General features: G+C 58.2%; 15 protein-coding genes. 2 read left to right on the top strand and 13 right to left on the bottom strand.

Annotation, left to right across the window (positions count from 1 at the left end):
- Positions 1 to 5: 5 nt before the first annotated feature.
- Together FIU93_RS22835 and FIU93_RS22840 are read right to left on the bottom strand one after the other, a co-directional pair.
- Positions 6 to 359 (bottom strand): cupin domain-containing protein, encoded by a 354-nt coding sequence (locus tag FIU93_RS22835; RefSeq protein ID WP_152506874.1) that lies wholly within the window; start codon positions 357 to 359, stop codon positions 6 to 8.
- Between the two features lie 98 nt (positions 360 to 457).
- Positions 458 to 1,288 carry a peptidoglycan-binding protein gene (locus FIU93_RS22840; protein ID WP_023004111.1) on the bottom strand — a complete coding sequence of 277 codons (831 nt, stop codon included), beginning with the start codon at positions 1,286 to 1,288 and terminating at the stop codon, positions 458 to 460.
- 222 nt (positions 1,289 to 1,510) lie between these two features.
- Here FIU93_RS22840 and FIU93_RS22845 point away from each other — a divergent pair, with 222 nt between their 5' ends.
- Positions 1,511 to 2,392 (top strand): DMT family transporter, encoded by an 882-nt coding sequence (locus tag FIU93_RS22845; RefSeq protein WP_055653811.1) that lies wholly within the window; start codon positions 1,511 to 1,513, stop codon positions 2,390 to 2,392.
- Between the two features lie 42 nt (positions 2,393 to 2,434).
- Here the strand turns inward: FIU93_RS22845 and FIU93_RS22850 are convergent, their stop codons facing one another.
- From FIU93_RS22850 to FIU93_RS22860, 3 genes are read right to left on the bottom strand one after another with little or no spacing between them, the layout of a single operon-like run.
- Positions 2,435 to 3,499, bottom strand: coding sequence for a TRAP transporter substrate-binding protein (locus tag FIU93_RS22850; protein ID WP_055653808.1), 1,065 nt, complete (start codon positions 3,497 to 3,499; stop codon positions 2,435 to 2,437).
- Between the two features lie 20 nt (positions 3,500 to 3,519).
- The gene (locus FIU93_RS22855; protein ID WP_062488973.1) at positions 3,520 to 5,085 is read right to left on the bottom strand and encodes a TRAP transporter large permease subunit; all 1,566 of its coding nucleotides are present in this window, start codon (positions 5,083 to 5,085) and stop codon (positions 3,520 to 3,522) included.
- Positions 5,082 to 5,555 carry a TRAP transporter small permease subunit gene (locus tag FIU93_RS22860; protein ID WP_208984142.1) on the bottom strand — a complete coding sequence of 158 codons (474 nt, stop codon included), beginning with the start codon at positions 5,553 to 5,555 and terminating at the stop codon, positions 5,082 to 5,084. Before FIU93_RS22860 ends, FIU93_RS22855 begins: the two co-directional genes overlap by 4 nt.
- 433 nt (positions 5,556 to 5,988) lie before the next feature.
- Here FIU93_RS22860 and FIU93_RS22865 point away from each other — a divergent pair, with 433 nt between their 5' ends.
- On the top strand, positions 5,989 to 6,531 hold the full coding sequence (locus FIU93_RS22865) for a peroxiredoxin (protein ID WP_055653804.1): 543 nt from the start codon (positions 5,989 to 5,991) through the stop codon (positions 6,529 to 6,531).
- 84 nt (positions 6,532 to 6,615) lie between these two features.
- Here FIU93_RS22865 and cydX read toward each other — a convergent pair whose 3' ends face one another.
- The 8 genes from cydX to FIU93_RS22905 all read right to left on the bottom strand — a co-directional run bounded on the left by cydX (position 6,616) and on the right by FIU93_RS22905 (position 16,337).
- Positions 6,616 to 6,735: a cytochrome bd-I oxidase subunit CydX gene (cydX, locus tag FIU93_RS22870; RefSeq protein WP_031270783.1), complete on the bottom strand. Its 120-nt coding sequence runs from the start codon at positions 6,733 to 6,735 to the stop codon at positions 6,616 to 6,618.
- Positions 6,736 to 6,747: 12 nt separating this feature from the next.
- Positions 6,748 to 7,905: a cytochrome d ubiquinol oxidase subunit II gene (cydB, locus tag FIU93_RS22875; RefSeq protein WP_023004104.1), complete on the bottom strand. Its 1,158-nt coding sequence runs from the start codon at positions 7,903 to 7,905 to the stop codon at positions 6,748 to 6,750.
- 6 nt (positions 7,906 to 7,911) lie between these two features.
- Positions 7,912 to 9,516 carry a cytochrome ubiquinol oxidase subunit I gene (locus tag FIU93_RS22880; RefSeq protein WP_152506875.1) on the bottom strand — a complete coding sequence of 535 codons (1,605 nt, stop codon included), beginning with the start codon at positions 9,514 to 9,516 and terminating at the stop codon, positions 7,912 to 7,914.
- A 346-nt stretch (positions 9,517 to 9,862) separates the two neighbouring features.
- A complete protein-coding gene (gene cydC / locus FIU93_RS22885) occupies positions 9,863 to 11,569 on the bottom strand; it encodes a thiol reductant ABC exporter subunit CydC (RefSeq protein ID WP_152506876.1) in 1,707 nt (568 codons plus the stop codon).
- Complete coding sequence (gene cydD / locus FIU93_RS22890) at positions 11,566 to 13,374, bottom strand: thiol reductant ABC exporter subunit CydD (protein WP_152506877.1); 1,809 nt, start codon at positions 13,372 to 13,374, stop codon at positions 11,566 to 11,568. Before cydD ends, cydC begins: the two co-directional genes overlap by 4 nt.
- Positions 13,375 to 13,678: 304 nt before the next feature.
- Positions 13,679 to 14,269, bottom strand: a complete 591-nt coding sequence (locus tag FIU93_RS22895) for a TetR family transcriptional regulator (RefSeq protein WP_152506878.1) — start codon at positions 14,267 to 14,269, stop codon at positions 13,679 to 13,681.
- A 2-nt stretch (positions 14,270 to 14,271) separates the two neighbouring features.
- On the bottom strand, positions 14,272 to 14,715 hold the full coding sequence (locus FIU93_RS22900; RefSeq protein ID WP_173017389.1) for an isoprenylcysteine carboxylmethyltransferase family protein: 444 nt from the start codon (positions 14,713 to 14,715) through the stop codon (positions 14,272 to 14,274).
- A 122-nt stretch (positions 14,716 to 14,837) separates the two neighbouring features.
- Positions 14,838 to 16,337: a CoA-acylating methylmalonate-semialdehyde dehydrogenase gene (locus FIU93_RS22905; protein WP_077293079.1), complete on the bottom strand. Its 1,500-nt coding sequence runs from the start codon at positions 16,335 to 16,337 to the stop codon at positions 14,838 to 14,840.
- Between the last annotated feature and the right edge of the window lie 158 nt (positions 16,338 to 16,495).

Genomic DNA, 16,495 nt, shown 5'->3' on the forward strand with positions numbered 1-16,495 from the left:
CATCGTCAAGACGGCAGGCGGATCACAAAAAGCTTGCGAGTGGTTTCAAGGACTTCCCAGGTTCCGGAGAAACCGGGTTGCAGGACAAAGCTGTCTCCGGGGCCAACTTCCCGGCTGATGCCGTCCTTGTCGGTCAGCACCGACCTGCCGGAAAGGATCGAACAGAACTCCCATTCGTCATAAGAGATTTTCCAGGCCCCTGGCGTTGCTTCCCATACGCCCGAGAACAGGGTCTCGTTGTCCGTCGTTTCAACCAACCAGGTGGTAAACTTAGGATCGCCCGCAATGACCTTTTCTGGTGCTGGCGCATCTTGTTCGGGAACGATGTCGTCTAGATTGAACGGCAGGAAGGCGTGCATACAGGTCTCGCTGTCAAAGATGGATCAGTTTGAACTGCCGGATGCTAGCCTCCGCTAACGATGCTGACCAGATGATCTTGGCCTGCAATTATCCGGCATCACGCCCGCAACAGCCGAATGTTGCGCCGCATCTGCTGAATCTGTTCGAAACTCAACACAAAGGGCGTGGTCCGGGGCAGTGTCGCCAGGATGTTCTGCTTGTGCGCAACATGCTCGCTCACACCCCTTGGACTGTCGATCAGATTATGGGCGACCTCATGGGCAAGTGTGCTGGCATCCGCGTTCTTCTTGATTCGGGTAACAGCACCCGTGTGGTTGGCCTTGGACAGGGCCAGGTCCGTGTCGGGATTGAAGCGACGGATATAGAACACCATGATTTCATTCGGACGGATCCTGACGGACGTATGCGCCTCGGCAAGTTCCTTCATCCGGGCAAACAAGAGGCCATGCTGCGAAAACTCTGTCTCCTCGGCAGCGGTCAATGCCAGCGACTGGATGGAAGCAACCTCGAAGTTGATACCGTAATGTCCGTAAAGCTCCTTCGCAGTCGTTTCCGCAGTTGCCACCGGAGCATCCGGCGTCACCACGACAAAGATGTGCACACGAACCTTGTGAGTGAAGGACGCGAGCGCCCGGTCCAGCTTGGCCATGGTATTTCGTCCGACGGCGCCGTCGTCCTTGATCGGGGCTCCGCCATGCGTTGATCGCTGGAACTCCTTGACCTTTTGCACGGTTTCACTGCCGTAGACCCCATCCGGACTGAGCCCCGTTCCACCAACGGATTTTGGCATGGGAAACCCCAGGTCAATCAACCCGAACTGAACCAGATGCACTCCATGACCGCTCGACCCGCTGCCGAGCCAAGGGCTGTTGGTGGACGCTGCGGTGAGCTGCGGCACGTTGCGGAAATAGGGAGACGTCAATGCCATGGGACGGGGCTTCCGGACAGTGGACCTGGGAACATCGAAAACAATCGATGATTGCATCTTACCGCAAAACACTATCGCCCCGAAACGAATTACGTAGCGGCATCAGTAATTTCCGTATTCCAGTTTCTCCTGGTGTCCGGACAGGCCTGATTTCGTGAAATCGTGCCTTGCCGCCCTGCCTGCCCCGATGCTTCACTGCGCCAAAACCAGGGAGACAAGGGAATGGAAACGGCCATGACCGGCGGTCGCAATCAGGTGACCACCGGAATCGGAATGATGTGTGCAGGTGTCGTGTGCCTATGCCTCAACGACGCCATTGCCAAAACACTGACGGCTGATTACAGCCCCATCCAGATCCTGTTTCTGCGCAATTTGATCGCGCTTCCGATTGCGGTTCTGATCGCACTAAAAATGGGTGGAAGATCTGCCTTGATCTCGCACCGCCCGGCAGCCCATCTTCTGCGCGGAGTGTTGTGGCTCTGCGCCGCCACGCTGTTTTTCACCGGGCTGAGCCTTCTTGGCCTCGCCGAAGCAACAGCGCTGATTTTTGTCATGCCTGTTTTTGTGACAGCGCTTTCCGCCCTGGTCTTGCGAGAGCAAGTGGGCTGGCGTCGATGGACGGCAGTGCTCGTGGGATTTCTGGGCGTTCTGGTGGTTGTCCGTCCGGGTTCAGGCGCTTTCCAAGCAGCATCGCTCCTCCCAATCGCAACGGCTTTCTTCTATGCCGCGCTCATGCTCAGCGCCCGCCTTGTCGACCCGCGCGAGAGTGTCTGGACCCTGATGCTTTACCTGGTGGGGGCTGGCGCAATCATGAGTGCCTTTGCGATGCCCTTCGTCTGGGTGCAGCCACGCGCGGAGGACATCTGGCTGTTTCTTGGCATCGCACTATTCGGCACGGCCGGCATCACCCTGATGACACAGGCCTTCCGCTTTGCCCCGGCAGCCGTTGTCGCGCCATTCGATTATACCGCGCTCTTGTGGGCGACCCTGCTCGGCTGGCTCTTGTGGGGGGAAATTCCCGACATAGCAACCTATGTCGGTGCCGCGATCATCATCGCGAGCGGCATCGCCATCGTCCTGCGCGAACGGCAGCTGGAAACCTGAAGCCCCGCCGGTGGCCAATGCCACCGGCAGGATCAACTCTGCTTACATGCGCTGGGTGAAAGTGGTTGCCTTCACCAGTGCCGCGTAGTCCTTGGCAAGCTCGAGGAACGCGTCATAGCTTTTCTGCACTTCGGCAAACTTCGGATTGGCGGCAGCGTTTTCCGCCATCACTTCCGCAACCGCCGTCTTCAGCGCAGCCAGGACATCATCCGGGAAGTTGGCAAAGGTAACGCCGTCTTCCTTCAGTTTCTTCATGGCAACCGCGTTGTAATAATCGAACTGTGCGGTGGTCTCGACGGAAGCCGCTTCCGCAGCATAGGCGATGATTGCCTGAAGGTTCGCCGGCAAGCTGTCGTAGGCTTCCTTGTTGACGACGATTTCCAGCGCGGCTGACGGCTCGTGGAAGGCCGGAACATAGCAGTAGTTGGCAACCTTCTGCAGGCCGAATGCCTGGTCCAGCATGGGACCAACCCACTCGGCCGCATCGATGGCGCCGGACTGGAAGGCCGGGAAGATTTCCGGAGGCGGCAGCAGGACAGCGTTGACGCCGAGCTTGCGCATGGCTTCACCGCCCAGACCGGCAATGCGCATATTGAGGCCGGCAAGATCATTGAGGCTTTCCACCGGGTTCTTGAACCAGCCGGCCGCCTGCACGCCCGAACTGCCGGAATAAAACGGCTTGAGGCCGCGTTCTTCATAAAGGCTGTCCCACAGGTCCTGCCCGCCGCCATAGCGAAGCCAGGCGGTTGTTTCGACTGCGGTCATGCCGAAAGGAACGGCAGAGAAGAAGTGCATGGCGGTGTTCTTGGACGCGGCATAGTAAGGCGTCGAATGACCGATCTCGGCAGTGCCCTGCTCCACGGCATCTTCAACACCGAACGGCGGTACGAGCTCACCACTGGAATAGACCTTGAAAGTCAGCTGTCCATCGGACATTGCAGCCACGCGGTCGGCAAAGGCGGTCACGTTGGTGCCGACACCCGGCGCCTTCGCCGGAAAGGAAGTCGGCAACTTCCATTCGATCTTGCCTTGCGCAATTGCCGGTGCTGCCAGCAGGCTGGCAGGTGCGGCAACGGCACCAGCCTTCAGAAAATCACGTCTTTTCATGCTTGTGTCTCCCTCGATTTTCAAAACAGGACGTCCGGCAGCAGGGTTGCCAGTGCCGGAAAGGCGGCGACCAGACCGAGCGCCAGAAGCTGGATGGCGACAAACGGGATCACCGAAACATAAATGTCAGAGGTGCGGATATCCGCCGGTGCAACCGATCGAAAATAGAAAAGCGCAAACCCGAATGGCGGCGTCAAGAACGAAGTTTGCAGGTTAAGCGCAATCAGGACCGCAAACCAGACCGGGCTTATGTCGCTTTGCAGGATAATCGGCCCGACAATCGGAACAACAATGAAAATGATCTCCACGAATTCCAGAATGAATCCGAGCAGGAAGATCACCAGCATTGTCAGCAACAACATGCCATAAGCGCCGCCCGGCAAGGCGTGCAGCAACTCGGCCACATGTTCATCACCGTTGAACCCCCGGAACACGAGCGACAGGATGCTGGCAGCAATCACGATGCCGAAGATCATTCCGGTGATGGTGACGGTTTCCCGCAGCGCGGGCACGAGTACTCCTCCCCGGATCAGAGAAGCTGCTGCGATGGCCAGCATGACAAGGGCAGCGGCCGTCATAACGACGGAAACGATCGTCAGTGTCGTCCAGCTGATCCGGCCTCCTTCAAACTCCAGACCGAACAGACCGAGCCTGCGCAGGATCAACAGCAGAATAGCAAAGGCAGCGCAGGCCATGGCAACACGCGCCACCTTGCCGTCGCTTCCTGCTGCCGCGATCAGGACAGCCCCTGCGACACCGACACTTGCGGCTTCCGTTGGCGTTGCAATGCCAATCAGGATGCTGCCGAGCACGGCGATGATCAACCCGAGCGTAGGCGCGATATCCCGGAATAATTCCCGGCCTGACACGCGAGGCTTTGGTGTCGGGGTCTTAGCTTCCTGTCCCTTCGGAGAGGCCCGGCGCAGTCGCAGCAGGACGTATGCCGCATATAGCGCGACCAGGAGCAGCCCCGGGATCAGCGCACCGGCAAAGAGATCCCCCACCGTGACCGGGTCCGGCGCGAAGTTGCCGGCTTCCTGCTGCGCTTCGAAGTAGGCATTGGACACCTGATCACCCAGGAGGATCAGAACGATCGACGGCGGAATGATCTGACCGAGCGTGCCGCTGGCGCAAATGAGGCCACTGCTCATGTGCTTGTTCACGCCCGCGGCCAACAGAGCCGGGAGTGTGATCGTGCCCAGCATGACGATGGTTGCCCCGATGATACCGGTCGAGGCGGCAATGAGTGCGCTCACCAGAACCACAGAAAGCGCCAAAGCGGACTGCTGCCCGCCCATTGCAGCCGTCAGGCTCTGGAGCATCCGCTCTGCCTGGCGCGACTTTTCAAGAAGCAACCCCATCAGCACGAAAAGCGGCACCGCCAACAGGAGCGGATTTGTCATCACGCCATAAACGCGCTGGGGAACAGCCTGGAAGAACACGAGGTCAAAATGTCCGGTGGCGGCGGCGACCAGCGCGACAATCGTCGGTGCGCCGGCGATTGCAAGCAGGACCGGCACGCCGGAAAGAATACAGGCAAATACGGAAAGGGCCAGAATGATGAGCCAGATGATATCGGCAGTCATGAAAATTTCCGTCGCATCGCGCCGAACAGCTTTTGAAGGATGTAGATCACCACCAGCGCAGGCAGGATCACCAGACAGGTCTTGACCAGAAACAGGCCGGGCAGACCGCCGGTTTCCGGAGAGCCTTCCAATATCGCCCAGGAACTTTTGACGAGCGGGAATGCCGTCCAGAGCATGATCGCAAAGACCGGCAGCGCGAGCAGAAGGTCTCCAAGCCAGTCGATACGCCGGTTTGTCCGCTCGCTCCAGTTCTGGCGAAATACATCGACCCGCACGTGCTTGTCTGCATCGAAGGAAACGGCGACAGAAAGGGCCACGAGGGCTGCAAAAGCGTAGTTGACCGCGTCCTGAATTTCCAGAAGACCGAAGCCAAGCAGATAGCGCATGAGCACCATGGCCAGCTGGCCGAAAAAGACGATCGCGGCAAACCCCATGCAAAGCATGTGTACCGCCCGAAAGACCCTACGCATTCATCACTCTTGCTGCTGGAAGTCGCATTTCGCTCTGGTCACGGCGTCAAGACCCGACCTTCTGGAGCCTCCTCCTCAGCCCCGCATTGCGCCACAGGCGAACCACACGGGACGTGGTCAGCTTAATGACCGAAATTGAGCGTGTATACAATGATTTGAGTGCTTTTTCCGGAAAAGGCGGACCACCCACAGAAGTCCGCCAACCGTGCCCCTGGAAATGCCGACCAGCGGCATATCGCCTCGATTGAGTGCTTCGCACAGGCTTCTTGTCTATTGCGGAGCAAAATGGATTGCGGCATTGCAGCAAATGGGCTAGGCCGAACTTCTCCTCCACTTTCAGGGCGCTTGTGCCCTGCCCGGTTCTCCTCCCGCGGGCAAGGCACGATTTCGGCGCTCTGGACAGTTTGCAACCATTCAAATTCTGGAGTTTGCGATGCTCAGCAAAAAAGTTCCGTTCGTTACCTTCCGCACACGCGTCCGTGATGAATCCATTGAAGGTCCGAACCCGTTCCGCTGGGAAGACAAGACCAGCGACGACTACTTCAAGGGCAAGAAGGTCGTTCTGTTTTCGCTTCCAGGCGCATTCACTCCGACCTGCTCCACCTATCAGCTTCCGGATTTCGAAAAGCTGTTTGAAGAGTTCAAGGCTGAAGGCGTTGATGAAATCTACTGCATCTCCGTCAACGACGCTTTCGTGATGAATGCCTGGGCAAAGGCCCAGGGCGTCGAGAACGTCAAGGTTATTCCGGATGGATCCGGCGAGTTCACCCGCAAGATGGGCATGCTGGTTGCCAAGGACAATCTCGGGTTCGGCATGCGCTCCTGGCGCTATGGTGCGGTCATCAATGACGGCATCGTCGAGCAGTGGTTCGAAGAAGAAGGCTTCTCCGACAACTGCGAAAGCGATCCTTACGGCGTTTCCTCGCCGCAGAACATCCTGGAAAAGCTGCGCGCTGCAAAAGTGCAGGCCGCCTGATCCACCAGGAACTGGTTCAGCAAAAAGCCCCGGAGCAATCCGGGGCTTTTTCATTTTCCAACACGATTTCCAGAAAAGCCGGAACTACTTGCGGCCTTCCAGACGGCGGCGTTCGTCTTCCGACCTCAGCTCCAGCCACATGGCGTTCAGGATCGCCATGGCGCAGGCCAAAGGCATTCCGAGGACCCAGGCAAAATACCACATGTTGCAGTCTCCTCAGTAAGCGCTGTGGTTGTCACGTTCGATGGTTTCTTCATCCACCTTGCCCCACAGGACCTTGTACACCCAAGCGGTGTAGACAAGGATGATCGGCAGGAAGATGAGAGTCGCCACCAGCATGTTGAACAAGGTCCGGTGACTGGAAGATGCGTCCCAAACCGTCAGGCTGGCTTCGGGCTGTATCGATGATGGCAGGATGAACGGGAACATCGAGACACCGACTGTCGAGATGATCCCGAAAATCGCCAGCTTCGAGAAGAGGAAGATCGGCATTTCGAAACGTGTCTGCAAAAGCACGAGCGTTCCGAACAGGCCAAGGAACCCGAGACCGGGGGCCAGCCAGAGGATGGGGTGGACTGTGTAGTTGTACATCCACGCACCACCTTCGGTGATCGCCTGCTTCGCCAGTGGATTGGCCGCCATGTTCGGATCGACTTCGGATGTAATGCGGAAACCTTCCACATAGCCGCTGGCAACGAGATACCCGCCGAGAGCGAACAGAGCGATGCTGAGGCCTGCCGTTACCGTGCCGAACCGCCGGGCCCGCGCAGCAATATCACCTGACGCCCGCATCACCAGCCAGACAGACCCGTGCGTGACGAGCATTGTCACCGACAACAGCCCGCACAGCAGCGAGAACGGCGAGAACAGACCGAAGAACGACCCTTCGTATGTCATGCGCAGATCGTTATCGAGCGAGAACGGGACCCCGAGCAACACATTGCCGACGGCAACACCGAAGACAAGCGCCGGTACGAAAGACCCCGTGAACAGTGCCCAGTCCCAGGCGTTGCGCCAGGAGGGATCCGGCCGTTTGGACCGATACTTGAAGGCCACCGGCCGCAGGATCATCGCGGCCAGTACCACGAACATCGCCAGATAGAACCCCGAGAAGCTGATGGCATAGAGCGGCGGCCAGGCAGCAAAGATCGCCCCGCCCCCCAGGATGAACCAAACCTGATTTCCTTCCCAGGTCGGGCCGATGGTGTTGATGACGACACGCCGTTCGATATCTGTTTCGGCAACAAAGGGCAGCATCGCGCCCACACCCATGTCGAAACCGTCCATCACGGCAAAGCCGATCAGAAGGACGCCGAGCAGCAGCCACCAGATCATCTTCAGGATGGAGTAGTCGATCATTTCATAGAGGATCATTTTCGATTACTCCGCTGGTACAGAGGCTGCGGCCGGGACCGGCTGCTTTGGCGCGGCCGGAGCTGCATCCGGGTTCTCGCCGTCTTCAGGGCCGATCTTGATGTATTTGATCATCAGCGTGATCTCGATCACCAGAAGCGTGCTGTAGAGTGCAACAAAGCCGGCAAGCGTCAGCAGGACCTCGGTCACGCTAAGGCTCGAGACACCGGCAGAGGTCGGCAGCATACTTTCGATGATCCAGGGCTGACGGCCATACTCGGCGACGAACCAGCCCATTTCGCAGGCGATCCACGGCAACGGGATCGACCAGACTGCGACATGCAGCAGCCAACGACGCTTTTCTCTGAGAACGTCCAGCCGTCCGGACGACGAATAGTAGAAGAACACCGTGGTCATCAGGATGAAGAAGAAGCCGCACGCCACCATGATCCGGAAGGAATAGAACATCGGCATGACTTCCGGCACGGTGGACCAGGCGGCAGCGTCCACCTGAGCGGTGGTCGCTTCCATCGGATTGTCCGTGAACGGCAGCAGCAGATAGGCGTACCCAAGCGAGTTCTCGTTCTGCAGGAAGGTCTCGCGGACATCCGCACTTGCATTTGCCGGATCCTGCCGGATTTTCTGCAGCGCATCCCAGGCTATGGCACCCTGCCGGATGCGGTCCTTTGTCCGCTCAACCAGATCCTTGATGCCGGGAATGATCGTGTCGAGGGAACGCGTTGCGATCAGGCCCATGACATAGGGAACTTCGATGGCAAAGACGTTCTCCCGCTTCTCCATATCCGCCCAAGCAATCACGTTGAACGAGGCCGGAGCCGGCTCGGTCTCCCACATGGCTTCGATCGTCGCCAGTTTCATCTTCTGGTTCAGGTTGGCCTCGTAGCCGCTTTCATCCCCGAGAACGACAACCGAAAGTGCAGATGCAAAGCCGAATGCGGACGCAATGGCCATGGATCGTTTGGCGATCGGAATATGTCGGCCTTTCAACATGTACCAGGCAGAAATACCCAGAACGAACATGGATGCGGTGACATAACCTGCAGACACAGTGTGCACGAACTTCGCCTGGGCCACCGGATTGAACAGCACTTCATAGAAACTGGTGACTTCCATGCGCATGGTGTCGGGGTTGAATGCGGACCCGACAGGGTGTTGCATCCAGCCGTTGGCGATCAGGATCCAGAGTGCCGACAGGTTTGTTCCAATCGCGACGGCCCACGTGGCAGCCAGATGCTGGCGCTTGGAGAGCCTGTCCCAGCCGAAGAAGAACAGCCCAACGAATGTGGCTTCCAGAAAGAAAGCCATCAGGCCCTCGATCGCCAGAGGCGCACCAAAGACATCGCCGACATACTGACTAAAGTAGGCCCAGTTCATGCCGAACTGGAACTCCATCGTCAGACCGGTAGCGACCCCCAGGACGAAGTTGATCCCGAACAACGTGCCCCAGAACTTGACCATGCGTTTCCAGACCTCTCGGCCGGTCATCACATAGACTGTTTCCATGGTGGCCAGCAGGATTGACAGGCCGATGGTCAAAGGCACAAACAGGAAGTGGTAGAGCGCTGTCATGGCAAATTGCAGCCGGGACAGGTCAACGACGTTCAGTTCCATCGTATTCCCCCTTTACGGACCGGAGAGGCCCGAGCATTTCGGCAGTCGTGTCAAAGGTTCTATCGAACCGCAACAGGCACGTCTGCACATCAGGACGATCGACGGGTAAATGCCCTGTCGGAGGAGACCGGGCCTGTGTCGATCTTGATTGAAAACCCGGTTTTCGTCCCGATCCGGCAACGGCAATCAACTTCACAGTGAATGCGGATTGCGGCCGCCAATCCCGTCAATGAACCGGCTTGGAAAACGAGTCTTCCTATGGCCTGATCGTGGCCCACCGCCCCCCCAAGGTCAATGCGACAGTTAGGTCGCGGCAACCTCAAGATGCGGAAAACTGCGGGAGAACTCATTGAAATTCGGAAAGAATTATTTCCGGCGACCGAATGCCGCTGCCGCATGGTGCCGTCAGATCCAGCACGCGGTCTGCCCGCTCCAACTCCTGTCGTCGGTGCGCAATCATCAGCACAGCCGCATCGCCGCGGTAGGACAAAAACCGGTCCAGAACATCCGCAGCGGTTGCAGCGTCCAGTCCCTCGGTCATCTCGTCCAGAACAAACAGGGCCGGCCGCGTCAGAAAGGCACGCGCCAGGGCAAGACGCCTCTGCTCTCCACCGGACAGTCCGAGTCCCCCCTCACCGAGAATGGTCTGCAGGCCTTCCGGATTTTCAGAAATACGTTCAGCAAGCGCCGCTTGTTCAAGCGCACGCCAAAGTTCCGTGTCGCCAGCATCCGGGTTTGCAACACGCAGGTTCTCGGCAACGGTCTCGTTGAAGAGATAGGCCTTTTGCCCAATGACGGTAACCTTGCGGCGTAGCTCTTTCTCGCAGATACGGTCGATTTCAAGCCCACCCAGAAGTATCTTCCCCTGCCCTGGCTTTCGTAACCGAGCGGCCAATGCCCCAATCGTCGATTTGCCGCAACCGCTGCGCCCTGCCAATGCGAGAATTTCGCCCTGATCGAGGTGAAAGGAGAGCCCCTCCAGAACGCTTCTGTCAGCACCGGGATAGCCAAAACTGACGTCCGCGAAAGCGAGCGCAGGCACGGCGCCTTGGCGTCCGGTTTCTGGTACGGAAAGGCTCTGCGAAGGCTCGACCTCATCGGGGCGACGCATCAAGTGCATGATCCGACAAGCTGCCAACGCGACGCGAGGCAGTCTGGAAAGGCCAGGCAAGCTCATCGAGAATATTTCCGGAAGCCCCATCACCACCAGTATCAGACCGACGCTGAAAGCCGCCGTCAGCGCGCCATTCCCGACTTCGTGCAGACAGACAAGAAGCATGACGGCAAGAAACAGCTGTCCAAGGAGCGTGGAACCCGCTGTCAGCTTGCTGGTACGGCGATCCTCAACCTCCTGGGCTTCCGCCAATCGCGAGTCGGCGACAAGGACCGAGTCGGCTGCCGCTTCCAGCCCCCCGTAAATCGCAAGATCCCGCCGGCCTGCCGCCAGATCCGCCGCTCGAAGCCGCATGGCATCCAGCGCCGCGTCAGAGCGGCGGGCGGTTTTGGTGTCGGACCGTGCAAAGGTCCAGACCGCGAGCCCGAGCCAGGCCAAAACGAAGGCTGCTCCGGTAAGCAACAAAAGCGGCGATACGCTGCTCCAGACCAGAAGCAGCGAGACAGCAACAACCAGCGACAGCACCAGAGGAACCACCAGACGCAAATAAACCGTATCGAGGACGGCAACGTCGAGTGTCAGACGATTGAGCAGCAATCCGGATCGCTGACCGTCGTTTGTCTTTAGTGCCATCGCCGCAAACAGCCGGTTTCTGAACCCAGTCAGAAACCGGAACGTGGCGTCATGTGTCAGGACCCTTTCACCGTAACGGCCGGCGGTACGGACTATTGCAAAGGCCCGAATGAGCGCGCTTGGCGCAAAAATGTTCAAGAACGCGCCACTCAAACCCGCAATAGCCGCAGCGGTGATGAACCAGCCGGAAACGCCGAGCAGAAGAAGCCCGGCAGCCGCAGGCAGCAATGCCACAAGAATGCCAAGCCAGAAATGAAAGCTGTCGTACCGGTGCTGGGTGCGAATGATATGCCAGACAGACCTCACGCGAACACCTCCCCTTCGGCGAGGACGCCGAACGCCTTCAGGTCAATCCGCCGCGAGGCGATTTTCCGAAGGGTCGGGTCGTGTGTGGCGATCACGGCGGTCCGGCCATCGCAAAGTTTCCGCAATCCCTCGATGACATCTGCTGCCGTTTCTTCATCAAGCGAGGCTGTCGGTTCGTCCGCCAGCAACAGGACAGCATCCTTGCGCATTGCCGCCCTCGCGAGAGCCACCCGGCGGATCTCCCCAACCGAGAGGCCGAAACCGTCTTCTCCCAAAGGTGTTTCCAGACCACGAGGCAAGCGCTGGACGAGCGCTTCGGCCCCGGCAAGGCGAAGGGCTTGCCAGAGATCGTCTTCCGTAACCGCTGCAGATGTATCAACAGCTCTCAGGAGGTTGGCCTTGAGACTGCCGTGAAACAGCCTTGGCGACTGGCCGAGCCATATAACCTTTCGACGCAGCAATGGTGCAATCGCGGTTGCAGTAAGGTCGTTCACCTGAATTTTGCCGGAATCAGGCTCCTGGAAGCCCAGTATTCCGTCAATCAGTGTGGTCTTGCCGCTGCCGCTCGGCCCTTCGACCAAAAGCGTTTCATCCGGCTCAATCCTCAGATCGAACTCCTTGAAGACACAGCGCTCATCATGGGAGATGCCGACAGACCTGAACTGAATGGCGGGCGGGCCTGAAAGTGAAATGGAACCGACCGGCACGTCTGATCGTTCAGCGCGCTTAGGGTTTCCAGGGGTGTTCTGCGACGGAAAAAGTGTCGCCAGCTTCTTCCGCGCGGCAAGTCCGCCGGCCCTGTCATGATAGGCTGCCGCGTAGGCACGCAAGGGGGCAAAGAACTCCGGTGCGAGCAGCAGAATGAACAGGCCCTGCGCAAAGGTCAGGGGCCCGCCCCAGGTTCCAGCCTGGATTTCACCCAATAGCGAGAACCCCACATAGACCGCGCAGAAGGCTAATCCGAGTGCGGAAAAGAGTTCCAGAACGGTTGAGGAGAGGAATGCGATCTTCAGGACGCGCATGGTACCGGTTCTGAACCGTTCGCCCGCATCAGCGATTTGCCGCTGTGTACGCTCGATTGCGCCAAACAAGGTCAGTGTTTCCAGGCCCCTGATCCTGTCCAGCAGACTGCCGCTCAGCCGCACCAGTTCTTCCTGTTGCGTCTCGCTCGCAGCCTTGGCACGCATACCAATCAGCGCCATGAAAACAGGAATGAGCGGCCCGCAGACTACCAGGATCAGCGCGCCGACCCAACTGAACACGGCAGTGGCGGCAACGATCCCGAGGGGCACAAGACGAAGCCGGACCTTCTGAGGTTCGAAATTCCGATAGTAAGGTCCGAGCAGGTCGACCTGTTCGGTAACATGGGCGGCAAAGGCACCGGAAGATGGGAATTCTGCAGACGGCGACGTTCTGGCGGCAACGGAAAGCAGCTCTGCACGTGCCCTGCTCTGGATTGCACGGGCAGTTTGCCGGGCAACCGTTTCGGCTCGGTTTTGCAGAAACACTCTCAACACAGCAACCAGCGCGATGCTGGCGGCAGCCTGGAAAGCCAAGCTTGTCAGATCGCCTTCGATAACCTGGCCGTCATCTGCGGCGGAAAACATCATGGGGAGCGATCCGAGCGCCCAGGAAATCAATCCGGCCTGTGCGATCCACAGCAGATCGGATACGGCCAGAAGCCGACCAGCCCGTTTCAAGCTGCGGCCTTCTCCTTTGTCCGGCCAGCCGAAAGCAGCTGCTGCTCCGCTGTCCTGCCCCTCACCCTCAACCACCGTCCCGATCTTTTCCCTTTTTAATGTCATCAGCCGTTTAGTGTCGCCCCGTCCGCCCAAATTCAAGAGGCAGATTGCCACGGTGGCAATGGGAATGCCATGCAAGGGCGACCGGTATCGGCGCAGTGCTGCGCCAGCAGATGCCTATTTTCTTTCACCGGATGCACAATCCTGACAAGAGGTTTTCAGGACGCTTGCGAGATCTTCGTTCATGAAATTATCTCCTGAATCTCTAGAAGACGGCTTTGTGCAGGCCTTGTTTCCAACAAACGCCCTAAAAAGGCAGCTGCTGCGTCTAACAGCCAGTGCCTTTAGCGGAGGTTCGCGGTGACAGCTATCGCACGAGAGGATGCTCCAATTCGGAAAGCACCGCGGCGAGAACCGCTTCGGCGCGTTCTTCCGTGCACCTTGGCCTAAGGCGGGCAATCAGAAACGGGTCCCTGAACAGTTGCGTTGCGTCTTCAACCAATTCGCACGCCCTTTTCAGTTCGCATCCTTCAAATACGGCGCCGAGTATTCCTTCCAGCATTTTCCGTAATCTGCTCACATGGATGGTGACAGGTTCGGGATGCTCTCCAGCCAGTGTCAGATAAGCCCGGAACAGGTCCGGATCGTCGTCAAACCTTTCTGACTTGATTACGAGCTGCACCCTGACAAAAGCTGCCAGTTTCGATTGCCAGCTTTCCGCAGCTGAAATTTCCACCTGAAGCGCAACTTCCACGTCTTCGAACCAGCGTTCCGCCAAGCCGGCCATGAGAGCCGCCTTGTTGGGAAAAAACCGGTAGACATTCGATTGCGACATCCGACAATCGGCCGCCAGATCAGTCACGGAAAAACGCGGCGAACCTTGCCGCCGCAAGCGGTGTTCCGCAGCCTGCAGCAGACTCTCCCGGATTTCGGCGTTTTCAACCTTCGGTCTTGCCATTTCTAAAGCCAGCGCCTCACATTTTTTCTGTAGTCCAGGTAAGGCTGGCCAAACGTCTTCTCGGCGTTCCGCTCCTCAATCGGGATATACCAAAACTGCGCGGCCAGAAAAAAGACGATTGCGAAAAGGACGTTCAATGTTTCGTTGGTGCAGACAGCGACCCCGAGCAGCATCAACAAAAACCCAAGATACATCGGATTGCGCGAAAGCGCGTAGATGCCGGAGGTGACCAAGCGGGTTGGTTGCCGGAACGTATGGATTTCCGTTTCTTGCGAAAGGAAAGTGCCATGCCCCTTTTTGAGGAAAAACAATCCCAGAGCGACAACTACCAAACCGGTCCACTGGAACGGTGCAGGAAGCATGGGCGAACCGGGAGACAATATCGTAACCGGGACCATCAACAACAGGAACAGGCCGAAAAAGACAGGCGGAATTATCTGAGGCATGAGAGGTCTCCAAGCGCACTTCATAATAAATAATAAAATTCATCTTTTATCATTTTACAAGACAAAAAAGAGGCGCTCCAGGCGAAGCCGGGAGCGCCAGACCGGACTTGGTCCGGGAGGAATTACTTCATCGTCGGGATCACGAACTCGGCCCCGTCCTTCAGACCTGACGGCCAGCGGGAGGTCACGGTCTTGGTGCGGGTGTAGAACTTGAACCCGTCCGGACCATGCTGGTTGAGATCGCCGAAGCCTGACTTCTTCCAGCCGCCGAAAGTGTGGTAGGCGAGCGGCACCGGGATCGGCACGTTGATGCCGACCATGCCGATGTTGATGCGGGACGCGAAGTCGCGGGCGGTGTCGCCGTCACGGGTGAAGATCGCAGTGCCGTTGCCGTATTCGTGGCTGAGCGGCAGATCGAGAGCTTCTTCGTAGGTCTCTGCGCGAACCACGGACAGGACCGGACCGAAGATTTCGGTCTTGTAGATGTCCATGTCCTTGGTGACGTTGTCGAACAGACAGCCGCCCATGAAGAAGCCGTTCTCATAGCCCTGCATGGAGAAATCGCGGCCATCGACAACCAGCTTCGCACCTTCCTTGATGCCCTGGTCGACGAGACCCTTTACGCGGGCAAGCGCTTCCTTGGTCACCAGCGGACCGAAGTCGACGTCATTGCCAGCCGTGTACGGCCCGATCTTCAGTGCTTCCACCTTCGGCGCAAGCTTCTCGATCAGTGCGTTTGCGGTGCTTTCGCCAACCGGCACGGCAACAGAAACAGCCATGCAACGCTCGCCGGCCGCGCCGTAACCGGCACCGATCAGAGCATCGGCTGCCTGATCAAGGTCCGCATCCGGCATGATGATCATGTGGTTCTTTGCGCCACCGAAACACTGGGCGCGTTTGCCGGATGCAGTTGCACGGGCATAAACATACTGGGCAATCGGCGTGGAACCGACGAAGCCGACAGCCTGGATGGTTTCATCGTCCAGGATTGCATCAACCGCGCTCTTGTCGCCGTTGACGACGTTCAGAACACCTTCCGGCAGACCGGCTTCGATCATCAGTTCAGCAAGCATGATCGGCACGGACGGATCGCGCTCGGACGGCTTCAGAATGAAGGCGTTGCCACAAGCGATCGCCGGGCAGAATTTCCACATCGGGATCATGGCCGGGAAGTTGAACGGCGTGATGCCGGCAACGACGCCAAGCGGCTGGCGCATGGAGTACATGTCGATGCCAGGACCGGCGCCTTCGGTGAATTCGCCCTTCAGGAGATGCGGCGCACCAATGCAGAACTCGGCAACTTCCAGACCGCGAATAACGTCACCCTTGGCGTCCGGAATCGTTTTGCCGTGTTCGCGGGAAAGAGCTTCTGCCAGCTTGTCCATGTCGCGGTTGAGAAGATCTACGAACTTCATCATCACGCGAGCGCGACGCTGCGGGTTGGTGGCAGCCCAGGCAGGCTGTGCGGCAGCAGCATTGGCAATTGCCGCGTCCATCTCGGCCTGGCTGGCCAGGGCGACCTGCGCCTCGACTTCACCGGTTGCCGGGTTGTAGACGTCTGCAAAGCGGCCGGAGGTTCCCTCCACGTGCTTGCCGCCGATAAAATGACCGATCTTCCGCATGTCGCGTTTCTCCCAATATGTCCTGACACCAGCCAAAAGGATTTTGGGCGAGCGTCCGAGATGACGTCTTTTTTGACTTTTATTTTTGCCACAAACAAGAGCCAGATTTCCGGACCCGTTGTGCGTTTTTTAAAGTTATGCAATAAAACGCCACGAAG

It is taken from the genome of Labrenzia sp. THAF35 (genome assembly GCF_009363595.1).
GTDB classification, from domain to species: Bacteria; Pseudomonadota; Alphaproteobacteria; order Rhizobiales; family Stappiaceae; genus Roseibium; species Roseibium algicola.

What these genes read in the sequence shown, in the direction of transcription:
- FIU93_RS22835 (WP_152506874.1), bottom strand. Translation starts at nt 359, where the DNA reads ATGCACGCCTTCCTGCCGTTCAATCTAGACGACATCGTTCCCGAACAA.
- FIU93_RS22840 (WP_023004111.1), bottom strand. Translation starts at nt 1,288, where the DNA reads ATGGCATTGACGTCTCCCTATTTCCGCAACGTGCCGCAGCTCACCGCA.
- FIU93_RS22845 (WP_055653811.1), top strand. Translation starts at nt 1,511, where the DNA reads ATGGAAACGGCCATGACCGGCGGTCGCAATCAGGTGACCACCGGAATC.
- FIU93_RS22850 (WP_055653808.1), bottom strand. Translation starts at nt 3,499, where the DNA reads ATGAAAAGACGTGATTTTCTGAAGGCTGGTGCCGTTGCCGCACCTGCC.
- FIU93_RS22855 (WP_062488973.1), bottom strand. Translation starts at nt 5,085, where the DNA reads ATGACTGCCGATATCATCTGGCTCATCATTCTGGCCCTTTCCGTATTT.
- FIU93_RS22860 (WP_208984142.1), bottom strand. Translation starts at nt 5,555, where the DNA reads ATGCGTAGGGTCTTTCGGGCGGTACACATGCTTTGCATGGGGTTTGCC.
- FIU93_RS22865 (WP_055653804.1), top strand. Translation starts at nt 5,989, where the DNA reads ATGCTCAGCAAAAAAGTTCCGTTCGTTACCTTCCGCACACGCGTCCGT.
- cydX (WP_031270783.1), bottom strand. Translation starts at nt 6,735, where the DNA reads ATGTGGTATTTTGCCTGGGTCCTCGGAATGCCTTTGGCCTGCGCCATG.
- cydB (WP_023004104.1), bottom strand. Translation starts at nt 7,905, where the DNA reads ATGATCCTCTATGAAATGATCGACTACTCCATCCTGAAGATGATCTGG.
- FIU93_RS22880 (WP_152506875.1), bottom strand. Translation starts at nt 9,516, where the DNA reads ATGGAACTGAACGTCGTTGACCTGTCCCGGCTGCAATTTGCCATGACA.
- cydD (WP_152506877.1), bottom strand. Translation starts at nt 13,374, where the DNA reads ATGACATTAAAAAGGGAAAAGATCGGGACGGTGGTTGAGGGTGAGGGG.
- FIU93_RS22895 (WP_152506878.1), bottom strand. Translation starts at nt 14,269, where the DNA reads ATGGCAAGACCGAAGGTTGAAAACGCCGAAATCCGGGAGAGTCTGCTG.
- FIU93_RS22900 (WP_173017389.1), bottom strand. Translation starts at nt 14,715, where the DNA reads ATGCCTCAGATAATTCCGCCTGTCTTTTTCGGCCTGTTCCTGTTGTTG.
- FIU93_RS22905 (WP_077293079.1), bottom strand. Translation starts at nt 16,337, where the DNA reads ATGCGGAAGATCGGTCATTTTATCGGCGGCAAGCACGTGGAGGGAACC.